Annotated in this window: 15 protein-coding genes; 9 read left to right on the top strand and 6 right to left on the bottom strand. The window is 59.5% G+C overall.

Going from position 1 to position 18,139, the window contains the following annotated elements; translation table 11 throughout:
• Positions 1-46: 46 nt before the first annotated feature.
• Positions 47-1,603 carry an adenylate/guanylate cyclase domain-containing protein gene (locus tag H9Q16_RS10255; protein ID WP_191075344.1) on the bottom strand — a complete coding sequence of 519 codons (1,557 nt, stop codon included), beginning with the start codon at positions 1,601-1,603 and terminating at the stop codon, positions 47-49.
• The gene (locus tag H9Q16_RS10250; RefSeq protein ID WP_191075343.1) at positions 1,600-3,489 is read right to left on the bottom strand and encodes an AMP-binding protein; all 1,890 of its coding nucleotides are present in this window, start codon (positions 3,487-3,489) and stop codon (positions 1,600-1,602) included. The genes H9Q16_RS10255 and H9Q16_RS10250 overlap by 4 nt, the downstream gene beginning before the upstream one ends.
• A 217-nt stretch (positions 3,490-3,706) precedes the next feature.
• Here H9Q16_RS10250 and H9Q16_RS10245 point away from each other — a divergent pair, with 217 nt between their 5' ends.
• Positions 3,707-4,477 carry a MipA/OmpV family protein gene (locus tag H9Q16_RS10245; RefSeq protein ID WP_191075342.1) on the top strand — a complete coding sequence of 257 codons (771 nt, stop codon included), beginning with the start codon at positions 3,707-3,709 and terminating at the stop codon, positions 4,475-4,477.
• Between the two features lie 2 nt (positions 4,478-4,479).
• Here the strand turns inward: H9Q16_RS10245 and H9Q16_RS10240 are convergent, their stop codons facing one another.
• Positions 4,480-6,753, bottom strand: coding sequence for an NADP-dependent malic enzyme (locus tag H9Q16_RS10240; RefSeq protein ID WP_191075341.1), 2,274 nt, complete (start codon positions 6,751-6,753; stop codon positions 4,480-4,482).
• A 158-nt stretch (positions 6,754-6,911) separates the two neighbouring features.
• Here H9Q16_RS10240 and H9Q16_RS10235 point away from each other — a divergent pair, with 158 nt between their 5' ends.
• From H9Q16_RS10235 to H9Q16_RS10215, 5 genes are all read left to right on the top strand, one after another.
• Positions 6,912-7,307 carry a cytidine deaminase gene (locus H9Q16_RS10235; protein ID WP_191075340.1) on the top strand — a complete coding sequence of 132 codons (396 nt, stop codon included), beginning with the start codon at positions 6,912-6,914 and terminating at the stop codon, positions 7,305-7,307.
• Positions 7,308-7,310: 3 nt separating this feature from the next.
• Positions 7,311-8,615 carry a thymidine phosphorylase gene (locus H9Q16_RS10230; protein ID WP_191075339.1) on the top strand — a complete coding sequence of 435 codons (1,305 nt, stop codon included), beginning with the start codon at positions 7,311-7,313 and terminating at the stop codon, positions 8,613-8,615.
• Positions 8,615-9,802 (top strand): phosphopentomutase, encoded by a 1,188-nt coding sequence (locus tag H9Q16_RS10225; protein WP_191075338.1) that lies wholly within the window; start codon positions 8,615-8,617, stop codon positions 9,800-9,802. Before H9Q16_RS10230 ends, H9Q16_RS10225 begins: the two co-directional genes overlap by 1 nt.
• Positions 9,803-9,899: 97 nt before the next feature.
• On the top strand, positions 9,900-10,535 hold the full coding sequence (gene upp / locus H9Q16_RS10220) for a uracil phosphoribosyltransferase (RefSeq protein WP_191075337.1): 636 nt from the start codon (positions 9,900-9,902) through the stop codon (positions 10,533-10,535).
• 94 nt (positions 10,536-10,629) lie between these two features.
• Positions 10,630-11,922, top strand: coding sequence for an SPOR domain-containing protein (locus H9Q16_RS10215; protein ID WP_246455704.1), 1,293 nt, complete (start codon positions 10,630-10,632; stop codon positions 11,920-11,922).
• A gap of 4 nt (positions 11,923-11,926) precedes the next feature.
• Here the strand turns inward: H9Q16_RS10215 and H9Q16_RS10210 are convergent, their stop codons facing one another.
• From H9Q16_RS10210 to H9Q16_RS10200, 3 genes are all read right to left on the bottom strand, one after another.
• A complete protein-coding gene (locus H9Q16_RS10210) occupies positions 11,927-12,691 on the bottom strand; it encodes an SGNH/GDSL hydrolase family protein (RefSeq protein WP_191075336.1) in 765 nt (254 codons plus the stop codon).
• Positions 12,651-13,664 (bottom strand): hypothetical protein, encoded by a 1,014-nt coding sequence (locus H9Q16_RS10205; RefSeq protein WP_191075335.1) that lies wholly within the window; start codon positions 13,662-13,664, stop codon positions 12,651-12,653. Before H9Q16_RS10205 ends, H9Q16_RS10210 begins: the two co-directional genes overlap by 41 nt.
• A 194-nt stretch (positions 13,665-13,858) precedes the next feature.
• Positions 13,859-15,484: an AMP-binding protein gene (locus H9Q16_RS10200; RefSeq protein WP_191075334.1), complete on the bottom strand. Its 1,626-nt coding sequence runs from the start codon at positions 15,482-15,484 to the stop codon at positions 13,859-13,861.
• Between the two features lie 94 nt (positions 15,485-15,578).
• Here H9Q16_RS10200 and H9Q16_RS10195 point away from each other — a divergent pair, with 94 nt between their 5' ends.
• From H9Q16_RS10195 to H9Q16_RS10185, 3 genes are all read left to right on the top strand, one after another.
• Positions 15,579-16,514 carry a DMT family transporter gene (locus H9Q16_RS10195; RefSeq protein ID WP_191075333.1) on the top strand — a complete coding sequence of 312 codons (936 nt, stop codon included), beginning with the start codon at positions 15,579-15,581 and terminating at the stop codon, positions 16,512-16,514.
• The gene (locus H9Q16_RS10190) at positions 16,511-17,158 is read left to right on the top strand and encodes a sulfotransferase family 2 domain-containing protein (RefSeq protein WP_191075332.1); all 648 of its coding nucleotides are present in this window, start codon (positions 16,511-16,513) and stop codon (positions 17,156-17,158) included. Before H9Q16_RS10195 ends, H9Q16_RS10190 begins: the two co-directional genes overlap by 4 nt.
• 215 nt (positions 17,159-17,373) lie before the next feature.
• The gene (locus H9Q16_RS10185) at positions 17,374-18,048 is read left to right on the top strand and encodes a Hint domain-containing protein (protein ID WP_191075331.1); all 675 of its coding nucleotides are present in this window, start codon (positions 17,374-17,376) and stop codon (positions 18,046-18,048) included.
• Positions 18,049-18,139 lie beyond the last annotated feature (91 nt).

Here is an 18,139-nt window from a genome sequence, read left to right as displayed (position 1 = left end):
TTGCATTGGCAGGAAAGGGCGGTCCTTGCGGGCCGCCCTTTTTTTATCAGTCGACGGTGAACAGTTCGTGCCGGTCGGCCACACCCCGCATCCGGTACTGACCTACTGATACAAGTTCCTTTCGGGTTTCACGCAAAGGGGCGGCAACATTGGATGAAACAAGAATCTGCTGACCAAGCGGATCGCACATCCCCAGAATGCGCGCCGTCGTGTTCACCGCAGGACCGATTACCGTAAAGTCGAGCCGTGCCCGCCCCCCGATGTTGCCATAAAGAACGTCGCCTGCATTCAATGCGAGGGTGAAACCCGTCACAGGCAGATCAGCGTTGCTGCGCGCGATGTTGAAGACTTCAAGCTCATCGCGCATCGCGATGGCTGCGGACAAGGCTGCGTTGCGCGCATTTGGCACCTTTTCAATGTCGAAAATTGCCAGCATCCCATCGCCCATGAATTTCAGAACCTCACCGCCGTGCTGCTCAACAATCTCGACAGCCTCGCCAAAGTAGGCGTTGAGCATTTCGATGATAACGGTGCCCGGATGGGTTTCTGAAAGATGGGTGAACCCACGCAGGTCGAAATCAAGTATGACGGCCGAGATCGTGCGCGACGAGCCACGGGTGATATCACCGGACAGGACGCGCTTACCTGCGTCAGAGCCCAGATAGATCGCCGTGATGTCCTCTGCCATCTGGCGGTTTGAGCCGGATTTGAGCGCAAGGCCGAGCGGCGGAAGAAGCGCTCGCAGGGTTTCCAGATGTGCCTCCGAAAAGCCCGTGGGATGGTCTGAGGAGCACGACAGCAACATGCCTTCGGCGCTCTGAAGGTCTTCTTCTCTTCGGTCGCTGTTGGACATATCGAGAAAGAATCGCTTGAATGCGACATAGTCGGTGCGCCCTTCAGCCCGCAGGTCGTCGAAAATGGGAAAATCCCACGTCGGTTCATTGGCCGTCAGGCGCTGTCGGATCTCTGACACATCGCTGGTCGCCAGATGATAAAGGGGGCTGCGGAGCCACTCTTCGGGGCTTTCACTCGTGCGCTCAAATCGCTGACTGTGCTTGCCTGTCTCAGCTTGCCAGCGAAACGCGACGCTGCCGAACTCGGGGTGTAATGTGCGCATCGTGATATGCGCACGGCTGATGGGGACGTCTGCCGCCACAAGCTCTGCACAGAAGGACTCAAGCAGGGAATCCAATTCTGTTCCCTTGAGTCCGCCGTCGATCAGCTTTTCTGTGATCGCCTGGAATTGGCTGCCGCCCGGTTGCAGTTCGAGCGCTGCCTTGAGGGTCTGTAGTTCGGTCGCAGTGACCCATTTCATGGCATGCGTCCGGGTTGTGGGCGTGTCATCGTATGCGATCGGTGCGTCGAACTGGCTGTCCGTCAGATCGACGCGCCGGCTGTCAAAGACGTTATAGAAATGCGGCACGTCATAGGTTTCCAGCGCCGTCATGCAGATATCGCCGCCATAGAGATCGTGAACAGCTACCGCAGTGACATTACACTGACCCGCTGCTGGCATCTCGGGTGTCCATTGCTTTGCTGTCTGAGCGGACCACGCCGCGCGCAGGGCTGCGCGAAGACGTGGTTCGTCAAACGGTAGGGTCATTTGGCGTAACCAATGGTTTGCAGGGCCGCCTTGATTTCATCCAGGATGGCCGGGTCGTCGATGGTGGCGGGCAGCTTGAAATCTGCGCTTTCGGCAATCTTGACCACGGTGGCGCGCAAGATCTTGCCAGAGCGTGTCTTGGGCAACCGATCTACAACCAAGGTTTGCTTGTAGGCGGCGACGGGTCCGATTTGGTCGCGGACCCGTTTGGCGCATTCCGCCGCGATTTCCTCGTGCGGGCGGTTCACGCCTTTGGAGAGGCACACCATGCCAAGCGGCATTTGGCCCTTGAGTGCATCGCTGACGCCGACCACCGCGCATTCTGCCACGTCCGGGTGGCCTGCAAGCACTTCCTCCATGGCACCGGTGGACAAGCGGTGGCCTGCAACGTTGATCACGTCATCGGTGCGCGCCATGATGTAGAGATACCCGTCATCGTCCATCATGCCGGCATCACCTGTCTCATAGTATCCGGGGAACGTGGTGAGATAGCTTTTCTTGTAGCGGTCTTCGGCGTTCCAGAGTGTCGGCAGCGTGCCCGGGGGCAAGGGAAGCTTGATAGCGATGGCGCCCAACTCCCCGGCCTTTTGGGGATGACCAGCTTCATCCAGGATCTGCACATCATAGCCGGGCATTGCCACGGTGGGCGATCCGATTTTGACGGGTAACGCTTCGAGCCCCGCCGGGTTGCCCGCAATCGTAAAGCCAGTTTCGGTCTGCCACCAGTGATCATAGACGGGCTTGCCCAGCTTTTCCTGCGCCCAGAGAATTGTATCGGGGTCGGCCCGTTCGCCCGCCAGATAAAGTGCGCGTAGTCCGCTAAGGTCATACTTCGTGATAAATTCGCCCTTGGGATCTTCGCGTTTTACGGCGCGAATGGCTGTCGGTGCGGTGAAAAAGCTGCGCACGTTGTGTTCTTCTATGATGCGCCAAAAGGTACCGGCATCCGGCGTGCCGATGGGTTTGCCTTCGAACACGACAGTGGTGTTGCCGTGGATCAGCGGCCCGTAACAGATGTAGGAGTGCCCCACGACCCAGCCCACGTCCGATGCCGCCCAGAAGACATCGCCGGGGTTCACGTCATAGATGTTCTTCATCGTCCAGTTCAGCGCGATGAGATGCCCGGCTGTGTGGCGTACGACACCCTTTGGCGCGCCCGTCGTGCCGGATGTATATAGGATATAGGCAGGATGATTTCCTTCGACCGGCACACATTCGGCAGGCGCGACACCTTCTTGTGCCGCATGCCAGTCAAGATCGCGCCCCGGGACAAGATCGCAGGTTTGCTGTTCTCGTTGCAGGATCAGGCAGACGTCGGGCTTGTGCGATGCCATCTCAATCGCTCCGTCGAGCAGTGGTTTGTAGGCGACCACGCGGCCCGGTTCCAATCCGCACGACGCCGCGAGTATGGCTTTGGGCGTGCAGTCATCAATGCGCACGGCCAGTTCGTTGGCGGCAAACCCGCCGAAAACTACGGAATGCACCGCGCCGATGCGCGCGCAGGCAAGCATTGCATCCAGCGCTTCGGGCACCATGGGCATATAAATGATGACGCGGTCGCCCTTGGTGACCCCTTGGGCTGCCATTGCGCCGGCGAGGGCGGCAACCCGGGTCTGCATTTCGGCATAGGTGATTTTGGTTTTGGTGTCGGTGATGGGGCTGTCGTGGATAATCGCCACCTGATCACCACGTCCGTTTTCCACATGGCGGTCGACGGCATTGTAGCAGCCGTTCACGCGGGCATCGGCGAACCATTCAAACAGGTTGTCGCCGCGATCGAAAAGCGCCTGTGTCGGAGCAACATCCCAGTCAATCGCCTCTGCTGCCTTGAGCCAAAAGCCCTCTGGATCGTCTTGCCAGGATGCGTAGGTTTCGTGATATCCCATGGTCTGTCCTCCCGATATGCCCCTTGGTTAAGCAGCACAGCGGTCGCGGGCAAGCCTGATGCACTCGGCAATGCTGCGATCTGCAAAGAAATTTTCACGCAAGATCACGCCTGCGTAAATCACCTTTGGGTGTCTAGGCGCAAAAATCAGTGGACCCTGCGTCCAAAGCCGCTAGATGCATAGGGACCGGCATCCTGCCCGTTTTTGGAGAAATTTAATGCGCATCCCGACACTTGTGGTACTTTCCGCGGCCATGCTGGCCGGTGGCGTTCAGACCGCCGATGCGCAGGACCGTGTTTTCAACTTTGCATTGCGTGGCGGTATCGCGGCCGCGCCTGAGTATCCGGGCTCAAGCAATTATCGCGCATCGCCCGATTTGGGTTTCACCTTTGGCGCGTTGCAATGGGGCCCCATCAACAGCGGCAACGGTGTGCGCGGCGAGACCGTGACAGGCCTTGGCTTTCGCGGCGCATTCAACGTCATCGGAGACCGCGACAGTGCTGATAACCCGGAACTGGCCGGATTAAAGGATATCGACGCTGCGGTTGAGCTGGGGTTCGGCGTGATTTACCGAGAGGTCAATTGGCAGGTTTTCGGTGAGGTGCGCCATGGCTTTGGCGGCCATCACGGTGTCACCGGCACGCTGGGCGGCGATTTGATTTTCCGGCCTGACGACAGGCTGACCATCACCGCAGGTCCGCGTCTGAACATCGGCAATACCGAATATGCACAGACCTACTTTGGCATCACTGCGGCTGAGGCGGCAGCGTCATCCTTTGGCGCCTATAACGCCGAAGGGGGGCTCTTGGGCGCAGGCTTTGAGGTTGAGGCAACCTACGAACTGGATGATCGTTGGGCGCTGGAAGGCGCCGTGCGGTACGAAATGCTGCAAAACGCAGCAGCGGACAGTCCGATCACCCAAGCCGGATCAGAGGATCAGTGGACCGTTCGTCTGGGTTTGAGCCGGGTTTTCAATCTGCGGTTTTGACGTCACCCATAGTGTGCCACCGGGGTGCCCGCGATGGCGCTCACGTTCAGCAATCCGCGCGCTGTGATCGATGGGGACACGATGTGGGCGCGGTTACCCATGCCCATCAGAATTGGCCCGACTTCAAGACCGCCGCCTTTCATCTTGAGGATGTTGCGCACGCCAGATGCCGCATCGGCGTGGGCAAAGATCAGCACATTTGCCGCACCGTCCATCCGATTTGACGGCAAGAGGCGGGCGCGCAATTCAGGATCAAGCGCTGTGTCGATGTTCATTTCCCCCTCGTAGCAGAAATCCACCTTCATCTCGTCCAGCATCCGGATCGCGCCGCGCAGGCGCCCACCAGTGCCGTCGCCCTGGTTGCCGAATTGCGATTGCGAGCAAAAGGCGATCTTTGGCTCGATCCCGAAACGGCGCACATGGCGCGCGGCCCCTTCGGCAATTTCGACAATTTGTTCGGGGGTGGGATGCAGATGCACATGCGTGTCCGCAATAAAGAGCGGACCATCTTCTAGGATTACCATACTGAGCGCGCCATGAGGTTTCAGACCATCGCGGCCCAAGACCTGTTCGACATAATTCAAATGCCAGCGAAATTCGCCAAACGTGCCGCAGATCAGGCTATCGGCTTCCTGGCGATGTACCATAACAGCACCGATCGCGGTCGTGTTGGTGCGCATAATCGCGCGGGCGATGTCGGGGGACACCCCCCGGCGGCACAAAAGATCATGGTATGTTTCCCAATAGTCGCGGTAGCGCGGGTCGTTCTCGGGGTTTACGAGATCGACATTCTGACCCAACCTCAGGTTCAGGCCAGCGTTTTCAATCCTCTTTTCAATGACTTCCGGGCGACCAATCAGTATCGGCATTTCAATGGTTTCTTCGATAATCGCCTGCGCGGCGCGCAGCACACGTTCGTCTTCGCCCTCGGCAAAGACGATGCGACGGGGCGAGACCCGCGCAGCCTGAAAAACCGGCCGCATCAAAAGGGCAGACTTGAAGACGGTGCTGTCAAGCTTCTGCCGATAGGCGTCGAGGTCTTCGATCGGTCGCGTGGCGACGCCCGTTTCCATCGCCGCCTGTGCAACCGCGGAAGAAACCACACCAATCAGGCGCGGGTCAAAGGGCTTGGGAATCAGGTATTCGGGACCAAACGTCAGCTCTTCGCCCTGATAGGCCGCTGCCGCCTCGGCTGAGGTGGTAGCGCGCGCAAGGGCGGCGATCCCTTCGATGCAGGCCAGCTGCATCTCGTCGTTGATTGTGGTCGCGCCGACGTCCAGCGCGCCGCGAAAAATGAAGGGAAAACACAAAACGTTGTTGACCTGATTGGGAAAATCCGAGCGCCCGGTAGCAATGATCGCCCTGGGTGCAACGCTGCGCGCAAGTTCCGGCATGATCTCAGGCGTTGGGTTGGCCAGCGCAAAGATGATCGGCGCATCGGCCATTTTGGCGACCATCTCAGGCGACAAGACGCCGGGGCCGGACAGGCCCAGAAAGAGATCGGCGTCGGAGATCACGTCATCAAGGGTGCGTAGATCTGTTTTCTGCGCGTATTCGGATTTGATCGGGTTCATGTCTTCGGTGCGGCCTTCGTAGACCAGCCCCTGAATGTCGCACAGCCACACGTTCTCGCGTTTGACCCCGAGCTTGAGCAGCATGTTGAGGCACGCGATGCCCGCAGCCCCGCCGCCGGTCGAGACGACCTTGATGTCTTCAAACTTTTTCTTGGCGACGAAGAGCGCGTTGGTAGCGGCCGCCCCCACGACAATGGCTGTGCCGTGCTGATCGTCGTGGAAAACCGGGATGTTCATCCGTTCCCTGCAGATCCGTTCAACAGTAAAGCAATCGGGGGCTTTGATGTCTTCCAGGTTGATCGCACCAAAGGACGGCTCAAGCGCGCAGACGATATCGGCCAGTTTCTCTGGATCGGCCTGATCGACCTCAATGTCAAAACAATCGATACTGGCGAATTTCTTGAACAGAACGGCCTTGCCTTCCATCACCGGTTTGGACGCCAGCGCGCCAATGTTGCCAAGCCCCAGCACCGCAGTACCGTTGGTGACAACAGCCACCAGATTGCCCCGCGACGTGTATAGGGCGGCATTGGCTGGATCTTCCTTGATCTCGAGGCAGGCCTCGGCAACACCCGGGCTGTAAGCACGCGCCAGATCACGCCCGTTAGCTAACGGTTTGGTTGCGCGGACCTCAAGCTTTCCCGGTCGCGGAAGGGCGTGGTAATCGAGGGCTGCCTGTCGTGCATTGGTCGTGTCGGACATCGTGCAAAGCTCCTGCCAGAAATTAGTTTAGTGCTAAACTACTTTCAACTCCGCTGCCACCCATCACAATTTCGAAACAGCAAATGGGGGCGAACGGGCGCGTTTTGCCGCTCGTAACTTCGCACATAGTTTTCTATAGATATGCGAAAGGGGGCTTTATGGCGACTGATTTACGTGAATTGGCAATAATGGTGCGCCAGAATGCGCATGCTCCGTATTCAAAGTTCAAAGTGGGCGCCGCACTACGTACTCCGTCGGGCGCTGTATTTGTCGGATGTAATGTCGAAAATGCGGCTTACCCCGAAGGCACCTGTGCCGAGGCAGGTGCGATCGCCGCGATGGTTGCCGCAGGTGAGACGGAAATCGCTGAGGCCTATGTGATTGCCGGGGCAGATATGCCTGTTCCGCCTTGCGGGGGCTGTCGCCAGAAGCTTGCTGAGTTTGGCGGGGGAGCAACCCCTGTGACCATGGCCACAATGACGGGGGCTGAGGAAAAGACAACGCTTGCCGCCCTGCTTCCCGGTGCATTCGGCGCTGATTTTCTGGAGGACTGAGGCATGAATGCGCGCGTCGTCCTCGCAAAGCTGCGTCATCGACAGGCCCTCAGCCAAGAAGATCTCGGATGGATCGCTCAGGCCCTTGCCGATGGGGGTATCAGCGACGCGCAAGCCGGGGCTTTTGCAATGGGTATCTGCCTGAACGGTCTGACCGATGAGGGTCGCGTGGCCCTGACATTGGCCATGCGCGATTCAGGTCGCGTGCTGGAATGGGATCTGGATGGCCCCGTCCTGGACAAGCATTCGACCGGCGGAGTCGGAGATTGCGTGTCGCTGATCCTGGCGCCCGCGCTGGCCGCCTGTGGGGCATATGTTCCGATGATTTCGGGCCGGGGTCTGGGACATACAGGTGGCACGCTGGACAAGCTTGAGGCCATTCCCGGCCTGTCTACCAATCTTGATCCAGAACAGTTGAACAGGATCGTCGGCACGGTTGGGTGTGCAATTGTGAGCGCCAGCGCTGATATCGCACCGGCCGACAAGCGGCTTTATGCGGTGCGGGATGTGTCGTCGACGGTGGATTCGCTCGATTTGATTACGGCTTCCATTCTGTCCAAGAAACTGGCGGCCGGTCTGGATGGGCTGGTGCTGGACGTTAAGGTGGGCAACGGCGCGTTCATGAAGAGCATGGACGAGGCCCGCGCGCTGGCCGAGGCGCTGACAAAGACCGCGAATGCCGCCAAGTGCCGGACAACAGCGGTGATCACCGACATGAGCCAACCTTTGGTGCCAAGCCTGGGCAATGCGCTTGAAGTGGCCGAGATCATGCGTGTGCTGACTGACCAGCCCACAGGTCCGATTGTCGAGGTCGCGGCCTCGTTGGGGGGTGTGTTGCTGGCCAATGGTGGCCTGTCACAAGACGTGCAGGCCGGGGCAGACGCCATTGTCACGGCCATCACCTCCGGTGCGGCGGCTGAGACATTTGGCAAGATGCTTGCCGCAATGGGCGGTCCCGTCGCCTTTGTGGAGAATTGGGCGCGCTTTTTGCCCGAGGCCAATGTGATCCGCGAAGTGGCAGCACCACAAACAGGACACATCCAACACATCGATGGTGAGGCGCTGGGTCTGGCTGTGGTGGCCCTTGGAGGCGGGCGCGTGATTGAAAGCGACCAGATCAACCCGGCTGTGGGACTTTCCGACGTAATCCGATTGGGCCAGAATGTGGCCCGCGGTCAGACACTTGCGGTGATTCACGCGGCGCGGTCTGAAGACGCAGATCAGGCAGCAGCAGCAGTGCGTTCCGCCATTCGCATTGGCGATGGCAAACCAGATGTACCGGACCTGATCCTGGAGAGGGTCGGCTGATGCCCCGTGCCTTTCTCGTTGTGATGGACAGTGTCGGCATCGGTGGTGCGCCGGATGCTGACCAGTTCTTTAACGGTGAGGTGCCAGATACCGGTGCCAACACCCTGGGACATATTCAAGCTGCCTGTGCCGCTGGAAAGGCCGAAGTCGGCCGCACAGGGCCATTGATCATCCCGCATCTGAACCGGCTGGGCATGCAACATGCCATGGCGCTGGCAACGGGCGACGAAATGCCCTCGGACTTGCCCGCGGGACATTGGGCAGCCGCAACTGAAGTATCACAGGGCAAGGACACGCCCTCGGGGCATTGGGAACTGGCCGGGCTGCCGGTGCCCTGGGCCTGGCACTACTTCCCCGATGCCCAGCCTGCCTTCCCGCCGGAGGTTTCACAGGCAGCGGCCGAGGCTGCGGGAACGGAGGGGATTCTTGGAAACTGCCACGCATCGGGCACAGAGATCATTGCGCGCCTGGGCGCTGAGCATTGCGAAATCGGATGGCCCATTTGCTATACCTCTGCTGACTCAGTGTTTCAGATCGCGGCCCATGAAGAGACATTCGGTCTTGACCGGTTGCTTGCGCTTTGTTCAGCCATTGCCCCAATGCTGCACAAGATGAAGGTGGGCCGGGTGATTGCGCGCCCCTTCACCGGGACCGCAGAAGAGGGTTTCAGCCGCACCGCAAACCGCAAGGACTTTGCGATCGAATTGCCCGCACCTGTGCTGACAAACTGGGTACAGGACGTGGGCCGTCACGTGTATGCCGTGGGCAAGATCGGCGATATCTTTTCCATGACGGGCATTGATGAGGTTCGCAAAGGTTCTGATGCCGAACTGATGACGCATCTTGCCGATCTCATCGATACCGCCGCTGACGGCAGCCTCACCTTTGCGAACTTTGTCGAATTCGACAGCCTCTACGGCCATCGCCGCGATGTATCGGGCTATGCAAGCGCGTTGGAGTGGTTTGATCGCGAACTTGGCAGCCTGCTGCGACGATTGCGGGATGGTGACATGATGCTGATCACGGCAGATCATGGAAACGATCCCACGTGGGTAGGTTCGGATCATACCAGAGAACGGGTTCCCGTGCTGGTGGCAGGAACCGGGGCCGGGAACCTTGGCCTCATTGGATTTGAGGATGTGGCGCATCTGGTTGCGCAGCATTTGCAGGTACCGGTGCCCGGGTGATCTGGTAGAATTGAGTTTATGGGAAAGATGAAGCACGGGCGTGATTGAGCCCGTACCGTGCATGCAGCAGACTTGGCGACGACAGAGGAATAGCGAAATGAGCGACACACATCTGACCGTGGTGGATCATCCGTTGGTGCAGCACAAATTGACCATCATGCGTGACAAGGAGACGCCCACCGCCGTCTTCCGTCAGCTGCTGCGCGAGATCAGCCAGCTGTTGGCCTACGAGGTCACACGTGGCTTGCCGATGACAACGAAACGCATCGACACACCGATGCGGCAGATGGATGCGCCAACACTGGATGGCAAGAAGCTTGCGTTGATTTCGATCTTGCGCGCAGGCAATGGGCTGCTGGACGGCGTGCTTGAACTGATCCCGTCAGCGCGGGTGGGGTTCGTCGGGCTTTACCGGGATGAAGAAACGCTTCAGCCGGTGCAATATTACTTCAAGGTGCCGGAAGGGTTGGATGACCGTCTGGTCATCGCGGTAGATCCAATGCTGGCGACGGGCAATTCGTCTGTTGCGGCGATTGATTTGCTGAAAGAGGCGGGAGCCACCAACATTCGCTTTCTCTGCCTGCTTGCCGCGCCGGAGGGAATCGCCCGCATGAAAGAGGCGCATCCTGATGTGCCCATCGTCACAGCGGCAGTGGACGAGGCGCTGAACGATGTCGGATATATCGTGCCGGGCCTTGGCGACGCCGGTGACAGGATGTTTGGGACGAAATAATACGGTCTTGCGGGACCTTTCTTGATCGCGTTGCTGGACACATGATGTTTGCTCATGCATCTTTGGCGGAACATCTTGTGTTTGGGGACGCGTTATGAAGCTGGCTGGGTATTTGGGCGCGATCATGTTGGCAGCGACGCTGGGCACCTCTGTCGGTGAGGCGCAGATCAGGCAGCAACAGCCCGCCGAATTTCCGCCCGCAACCTACAAAGGCAAGCAATACGTCGACAGCAAAGGGTGTGTTTTCATCCGCGCAGGTATTGACGGGGATGTATCATGGGTGCCGCGTGTGACGCGGGACCGAAAGACCGTTTGCGGGTTCAAACCGTCGCTCGCCCCATCGGAAACGGCCGCTGCCCCCACACCGGTTGCACCGCCAGCGGTGGCACCTGAACAGATCACGATCGATTCGCCACAGCTCGCGTCGGCCAAGCCTGCGCGCAACACCTTGCCCGCGCCGGCACCCCGGCCAACCGTGGTACGCCAGACCGCAGCCAAGCCCCGCGTTGCCGCCACGGCTCAGCGACCCGCTCAGGCTGTGGCGCGCCCGAAACGGCACGGCGCGACAGCCTGTCCCGAGGCCTCCGACGTTGCGCAACCCTATCTGCAGAACAGCCGCCACGCCCCGGTTCGTTGTGGGCCTCAGACAGAGCCGATTGCGGGGCTTCGCAGTCAAAAGTCTGTGCCTCAGACAGGTGTGGCGCGCAGACACACAGCCGTGACGCGGGTCGATGCACATACCCGCATCGTGCCCAAGCACGTCGCGATCAATCGGCTCAATACGACGAACGTCACCGTGCCCAAAGGGTACAAGACTGCCTGGGACGATGATCGTCTTAACCCGAGACGGGCGGAGCAGAACCTTGCCGGCCGTCAGGATATGCTTCTTATCTGGACGCAGACGGTACCGCGTCGCCTGATCAACCAGTCCACGGGCCGCGATGTCACCGCGACGGTCCCGCTGGTCTATCCCTACCTCGATCTTGCGACCCAGAGCCGCGAATTGGGTGAGGTGTCCATCGTCCAGCGTGACGGAAAGGTCGCCAAGCGGATCATCCGAAATCCCGGGGTGAAACGCACGACCGTGCGCCAGCCGACCTATTCGACACGTTCAGCCCCAGCGTCCGAGCCGCCCAAAGCACCGGCTCAGACCAAGGTGGCGGGTCGATATGTGCAGATTGGTATCTTCGGGGACCCTGCCAACGCGCAGCGTACCGCACAGCGGATCGCGCGAATGGGTTATCCGGCGCGCATCGGCACGTATCGCAAGGCTGGCAAGACCTATTCCTCTGTGCAAGCTGGCCCATTCACCCGCGCAAACAAGCTGCGACGGGCCGTTTCCCGTCTGCGCGGCGCGGGCTATGCGGATGCCTTTGTCCGGAAGTAACAGGTCATTGTGAATTCAGCCCTGGCCAGTCCGACCGGATCCGATTTGCCAGGCCTTCCCCCCAGATCGCGTAAAGCCTTGGATTGGGGTGAAACCCGTCCGAGGCCATGAGGTCGGGATCAAGGTCAAGATCAAAGGGAACGTGTGTCAGATCATCTACGCGCGCCGCGTGGCGGATCTGGACATTGTCGATGGCGGTGGCCTGCTGGCCCAGCGTCCATCGCAGGGGCTGCGGCAATAGGGGAAAACGCCCCAGCGGGGGCATGCCGGAGAGGTATATGTGCCTTGGCTGATAAAGCGTACGCAGGCGGTCCAGAAGCGCACGGTGACGTTTGAGCCAGCGCGCTGGCGGGATCAGACGCGTGGCATCGTTGACGCCGAGGGCCAGCACAATGATATCCGTTCTTGTCGGCGTGGCTGAGTTCAGCCGTTCAAGGGTACTGCGGGTCGTGGCTCCGGTAATTGCGTCGAGATGCCAGGACACTTCAAACTGTTTGCCAAGATGACTGGTCAATTGCCCCAACAGTGCCTCGTCCTGAATGGATGCACCCACACCGGCGGCGGAACTGTCTCCGATGATCCGCAGTCTCAAGGCCTCGCCGGTGCCGGTGACGCCGTCGCGGGGGCCTGTGGCCTCGGGCAGGATCTGCGCAATGCGGCGCACCCCAAGGGCTTGAGCGATCAGAAGCGGAGACAGAACAAGGCGTGTGGCAAACTGGAACACCGGATCACCCGCCGCAGATGCCTTGCAGGCGCAACCAGTCCGCATCGCTCAGCAGGGGTTCGGTCAGGCGACCATTCATCGGATCACCTTCGATCAGCGGCAGTGTGGTTTCGCCAGTGATGTCGAGCGCATAGGCATACGGGGTGCTGCGCAAGGACGCCCGTTCGAATTGGGCAAGTTGTGGGGGCAGTGCCGGGGTTTTTGCCGCCCGCGTCATCAAATGTTCGGCATAGCCATCAAGGGCGAAGGGGGCCAGCTCGCCAGTCGTCAAAAGGCGAAAGTTTTCCCGCAGACCGGTGACTTCGATCAGATCGCGAAGCGGATCCTTGGCGTCGCGCAGGGCCGCTTCGGTCAGGGCGTAGCCTGCGGCCACATCCGGTTCCTCAAAGTCTTCGATCAGGCTGCGGTTGAGCGCGATGATCCCGCCCGGTAAATGCAAGCTTGGCCGGGTCATGTCGGATAATACGACAAGTGTGCCGACACCCAGCCGGTCAGACAGGCGCGCCAGCGCCTTGAGGCCGCCGCTGTTACGGCAGGGTTGTCCTGAGACGCGCTCGATCCGCGACAAGAGCGCGCTGCCAATCTCTGCCCGCTTCACGTTAGGGACTACCGTTAAGGTGTGATCGCGCATTGCACCTGGCAGCCAAAAAACCGCTACGGCCGCGACAACAGCAAGTGATGTGGCCAGGCCCAACCCGCGCAGCCGCCCGGGCTTGGGGCGCGCGCGGTTGATGGCGCGCCGCAGGGTTTCAATAGCATCGACCATCTCGGTCTCGTCTTCGGGGAACTCAAGTGTTTCGCCCGGATCGCCGTCAGGGAAATAGACTGCCGGTCTGTTCCCGGGGTTGGCGCGTTCGACCGCCGCAAGCGACCAATGGGTCAGTGCCCGGTCAGTGATGTCCTTGATGACCAGCGTCGCGTCGCCGATGGAGACCACGACCTCGCGCCGCTGCCCGTCCGCTGTTGCACGCCAAAGCGCCACGGATTCAAGTCGGTCATATTTGCTGAGGGCGGTCATGACTGCGCGAAGAGGGGCCTGTTGTTTTTCCGCAGTGTATCAAAGTCCGGATGTGGGGCAATGGGCCGAAGGGATACGAAGGGTGCAGTTTTGCCGCGATTTCTTTCATTGGTGTCTGTGGCAAGGGTGAGCCCGCCCAAATGCACGCTGGGCGTGCTGCTTTGGCATCCCTGAGGCCGAACAGACCAGAATTTTCAGAGCGCAGCCGCGATTTTGCGCAACTCAAACTTTTGGATCTTACCCGTCGAGGTCTTTGGGAGCTCCTGAAAGACGACCTTTTTGGGCGTTTTGAATCCGGCGAGGGTTTCGCGGCTGAATGCGATCAGCGCGGCCTCGTCGGCGCTTGCCTCCGGTTTGAGTTCCACGAAAGCACAGGGCACTTCACCCCATTTTTCGTCGGGCTTGGCCACGACGGCAGCAAGGTTCACGTCCGGATGTCCCATCAGGACGCCTTCTACCTCGACGCTCGAGATGTTTTCGCCACCAGAAATGATAATGTCTTTGGCGCGATCGGCGATCTGGATGTATCCGTCCGGATGTTGCAACGCGATATCGCCCGAGTGGAAGTAGCCGCCCTTGAAGGCTTCAGCGGTGGCATCGGGGTTCTTGAGATACCCTTTCATCACGGCGTTTCCGCGCATCATGATTTCACCCTGCGTGCTGCTGTCCTTGGGAACCTGCGCCATATCCGCGTCCAGCACGGTGATGTCTTCCATCATCGGCATGGCCACGCCCTGCCGCGCCTTGATTGCCGCGCGATCGGACCCCTCTTTGCCTGTCCAGGTGGGTTGCCAGAGGCACTCGGTGACGTGCCCATAGGTTTCGGTCAGCCCGTAAACCTGGGTCACATTGAAACCAAGCTTTTCGATCTTGCTGAGGGTTGCAGGCGCAGGGGGTGCGCCAGCCGTAAACACCTCGACCGTGTGATCAAACACACGGCGGTCGGCCTCGGACGCATTGACGATAGTGTTGAGAACAATCGGTGCACCGCCAAAGTGCGTGACACCTTCATCCGCGATGGCATCGTAGACGGCTGCTGCTGATATATCGCGGCAGCAAACAATGGTGCCCCCCAGCATCGGCATCATCCACGTGTGGTTCCAGCCGTTGCAATGAAAAAGCGGTACAATGGTCAGATACACCGGATGCATGACCATCCGCCATGAGATCACCGTTCCCATTGTCATCAGGTAGGCCCCGCGGTGGTGATAAACCACACCCTTTGGCCGCCCCGTCGTGCCGGATGTGTAGTTAAGCGCAAGGCTCTCCCATTCATCCTCGGGCATGACCCACTCAATGGTGGCGTCTGCGGCGGCAAGCACGTCTTCGTATTCCGGGTGCCTTCCTGTCGCGGGATACCCTGCGCCGGCATCGGCAACCTCAATGATCTTGGGCGGTGTGCCATCCATCTGCGCGCAGGCTGCTTCCGCCAGATCCATGAATTGGGTGTCCACGAGAACAACCTTGGCGCCGCCGTGATCAAAGATATAGGCCACCGTACCAATGTCGAGCCGTGTGTTGATGGTATTGAGTACGGCACCACAAGCAGGCACGCCAAAGTGTGCTTCGGCCTGCGCGGGCAGATTGGGGATCAGGGTCGCGACCACATCACCCGACGCCACGCCGATGTTGATAAGGGCGGCGGCCAATTGTGAGCAGCGCGCGTGGTATTGGGCGTAATTGACCCGGTGCTTACCGTAGATGACTGCAGGATGATCCGGAAATACCAGCGCAGCCCGCTGCAGGTGCGACAACGGCGTCAGCGGCACATGATTGGCAGCGCATTTTTCCAGGCCTGTCTCGTCTTGCATCCAGCCCATGTCGCTTTCTCCTTGCCGATAAGTCGCTATAAAAGGGGAGTATTGCGATGAAAGACGATCTTTTGAAGCGCAAAAAGCGAACGCAGGGCCTTTGATGACGACAAACGTGGTGCGACCGGGGCTGGCCGCGCTCAGCGTGCTGGGCGGAATGTTTGCCCTTGGGCTGACGGATAACTTCGTGCCCTACATATCAGAACGCGGGTCGCTCTGGCAGTTTCATATGGTCCGGTCCGTGATGGCGATTGGTCTGCTGGGACTGATCGTCATGATCGGCTTTGGCTCTCTGCGGCCCAAACGCCCATGGGCCGTCGTGGGTCGCAGCCTGTTTCAGGCAGGTGCGATGCTGATCTATTTTGGATGTCTGTCCATCATGCCCATCGGGGTGGTTGTGGCAGGGCTGTTCACCTCTCCGTTGTTTGTGGTTGTGATATCGGTCGTCTTTCAAGGCAAGCGGGTCGGGCCCTTCCGATGGGGCGCTGTGGCGCTGGGTTTTGTCGGGGCGCTGCTGGTCATCCGGCCTGATCCCGCGGCACTTGATCCGGTTGCGTTTCTGCCGGTTTTCGCAGGGTTGCTCTATGCCATCGGTGCGGTGGCCACGCGGGCCTGGTGTGAAGGGGAAACCACGATGACCCTGACAGCAGGTTTTTTCGGGATGCTCGGGATCTTCGGCGCTATCGGCGTCTTCATGGTCCCGTGGGAGGGTGCCCCGACTGGCCATGCGGGATTTGTCCTGCGGGGCTGGGGCCCTCTTGATGCCGAAATGCTCTTTTGGTTCGGGGTGCAGGCGGTTGGATCCCTGATCGGCATCGGTCTCATCTTCAGGGGCTATCTTCTGGGCGAGGCAAGCCAGGTCGCGGTGTTCGAGTACGCCTTGCTGGTCTTTGCCAGTTTCTGGGCCTGGGTGCTTTGGGGGCAAACGGTGCCGATGCTGGGGTTGATGGGTATGGCCTTCATTGCAGCAGCGGGGATGATCATCGCCCTGCGATCCGCGCCGCCTGTGCCAGACCCAGTGCCGGGGACCGCTGCATGATCATCAGCCGCGGCCGCAGTTTCATCTTTGTTCATATTCCGAAAACCGGTGGCACCTCTCTTGCGCTGGCGCTTGAGGCCCGTGCGATGAAAGATGACATCCTGATCGGCGACACGCCCAAGGCGCGCAAGCGCAAAAGGCGTCTGAAAGATGTGAAGACGCGCGGCAGGCTCTGGAAACACAGCACGTTGTCCGACATTGACGGGTTGCTCAGCGCAGATGAACTGGCCGGGTTCTTTTGTTTTACGCTAGTTCGCAATCCGTGGGACCGGGTTGTCAGTTACTATCATTGGCTGCGCGACCAAAGCTTTGATCACCCGGCGGTGGAGCTGGCCAAGGCCACAGACTTTGCCGGGTTCCTGCGGGCGCGCCACACACAAGGCACTCTGAAAAACTGGCCTGCGCGACGCTACCTGACGGATGCGACCGGGCAAGAACATGCAGCGTGCTGCATCAGGCTGGAGCATTTCGCGGCCGATGCCCGGCCCCTCATGGCGCACCTTGGTTTCGAGATTTCTCTGCCGAAGGTCAATCAGTCGGATCGGGCACCAGACTATAGGCAATATTACACCGACCATCTGCACGATATCGTGGCAGACTGCTGTGCAGAAGACATCGAGACATTTCGCTACACCTTTGAGTAGCCGGTTAAATTTCGATAATTGACCGATAGATCACTCGGTATTGGTCTCTGTTTAGGTTCAATTTCTGCTGAAGGCTGAGCATTGTTATTCAAGGCCGCAACAATGCCGCAATCGTGCCATTTTCCTGACTAAGCAGGGTCACGAGAATCGATCCAACTGACCTTATTGGCTGCAAAGCGTCCCTGCCAGGACGCGTCACGTGGGGGATGGATGTTATGTTTGGATGGAACAATCGCACGAATGGGATCAACCGCCGTGCATTGGAAATGACGGGCGCCTACGATGGGGGCCTTGCGACCCAAACGCATGGCCTGATGGCTGGCACAGTCGTTGCATCAAACCTTGGCTGGCGTCCGATCGAAGCGCTGGCAATTGGCGACAAAGTTTTGACATTTGACAACGGCATGCAGGAAATCACTGAAATTCGTCGCATGACCTTCTGGACGGATGCCCCTCATACCGATGCCGCCCTGTGGCCGGTGACCATACCTGTCGGTGCGCTGGGCAATCGGCAGGAAATGACTTTGCTTGCCGATCAGGGGGTGCTGGTGGAAAGCGACGCGGCTTCGGATGTTTTTGGCGATCCATTTGCCGTAATCCCTGCGCACAGTCTGGATGGCGTGCGGGGCATTACCCGCGCCGCACCTGCTCAGCAGATTGAACTGATCGCAGTGTACTTTGAAAAAGAGCAGGTGATCTACGCAGACGGCGGTGCGCTGGTGCATTGCCCGGCACCGGTTATCGCACTTGATACACTGATTGACGGAACCCCGGCCTGCTATGACGTGCTCGGACCGCGCGATGCAGCGTGGCTGGCAGAATGTATGGTGATGGAAGACAGAATGCTTGCGACGGGCGGTGCAGGGGGTGGCCGGATGGCTGCGCACTGACGACTTTTTTTGCCTGTCCCTTTGGAGGGGGATCGGCAAAAGTCTGCCCCAAGTCTGATAAAAGGGTCGCCGCGCGGTGGCCCTTTTGTCT

The organism is Sulfitobacter aestuariivivens (assembly GCF_014763045.1).
GTDB classification, from domain to species: domain Bacteria; phylum Pseudomonadota; class Alphaproteobacteria; order Rhodobacterales; family Rhodobacteraceae; genus Sulfitobacter; species Sulfitobacter aestuariivivens.
The sequence above is the reverse complement of the archived record's forward strand: the minus strand, read 5'-3'. Positions and strand labels throughout refer to the sequence as shown.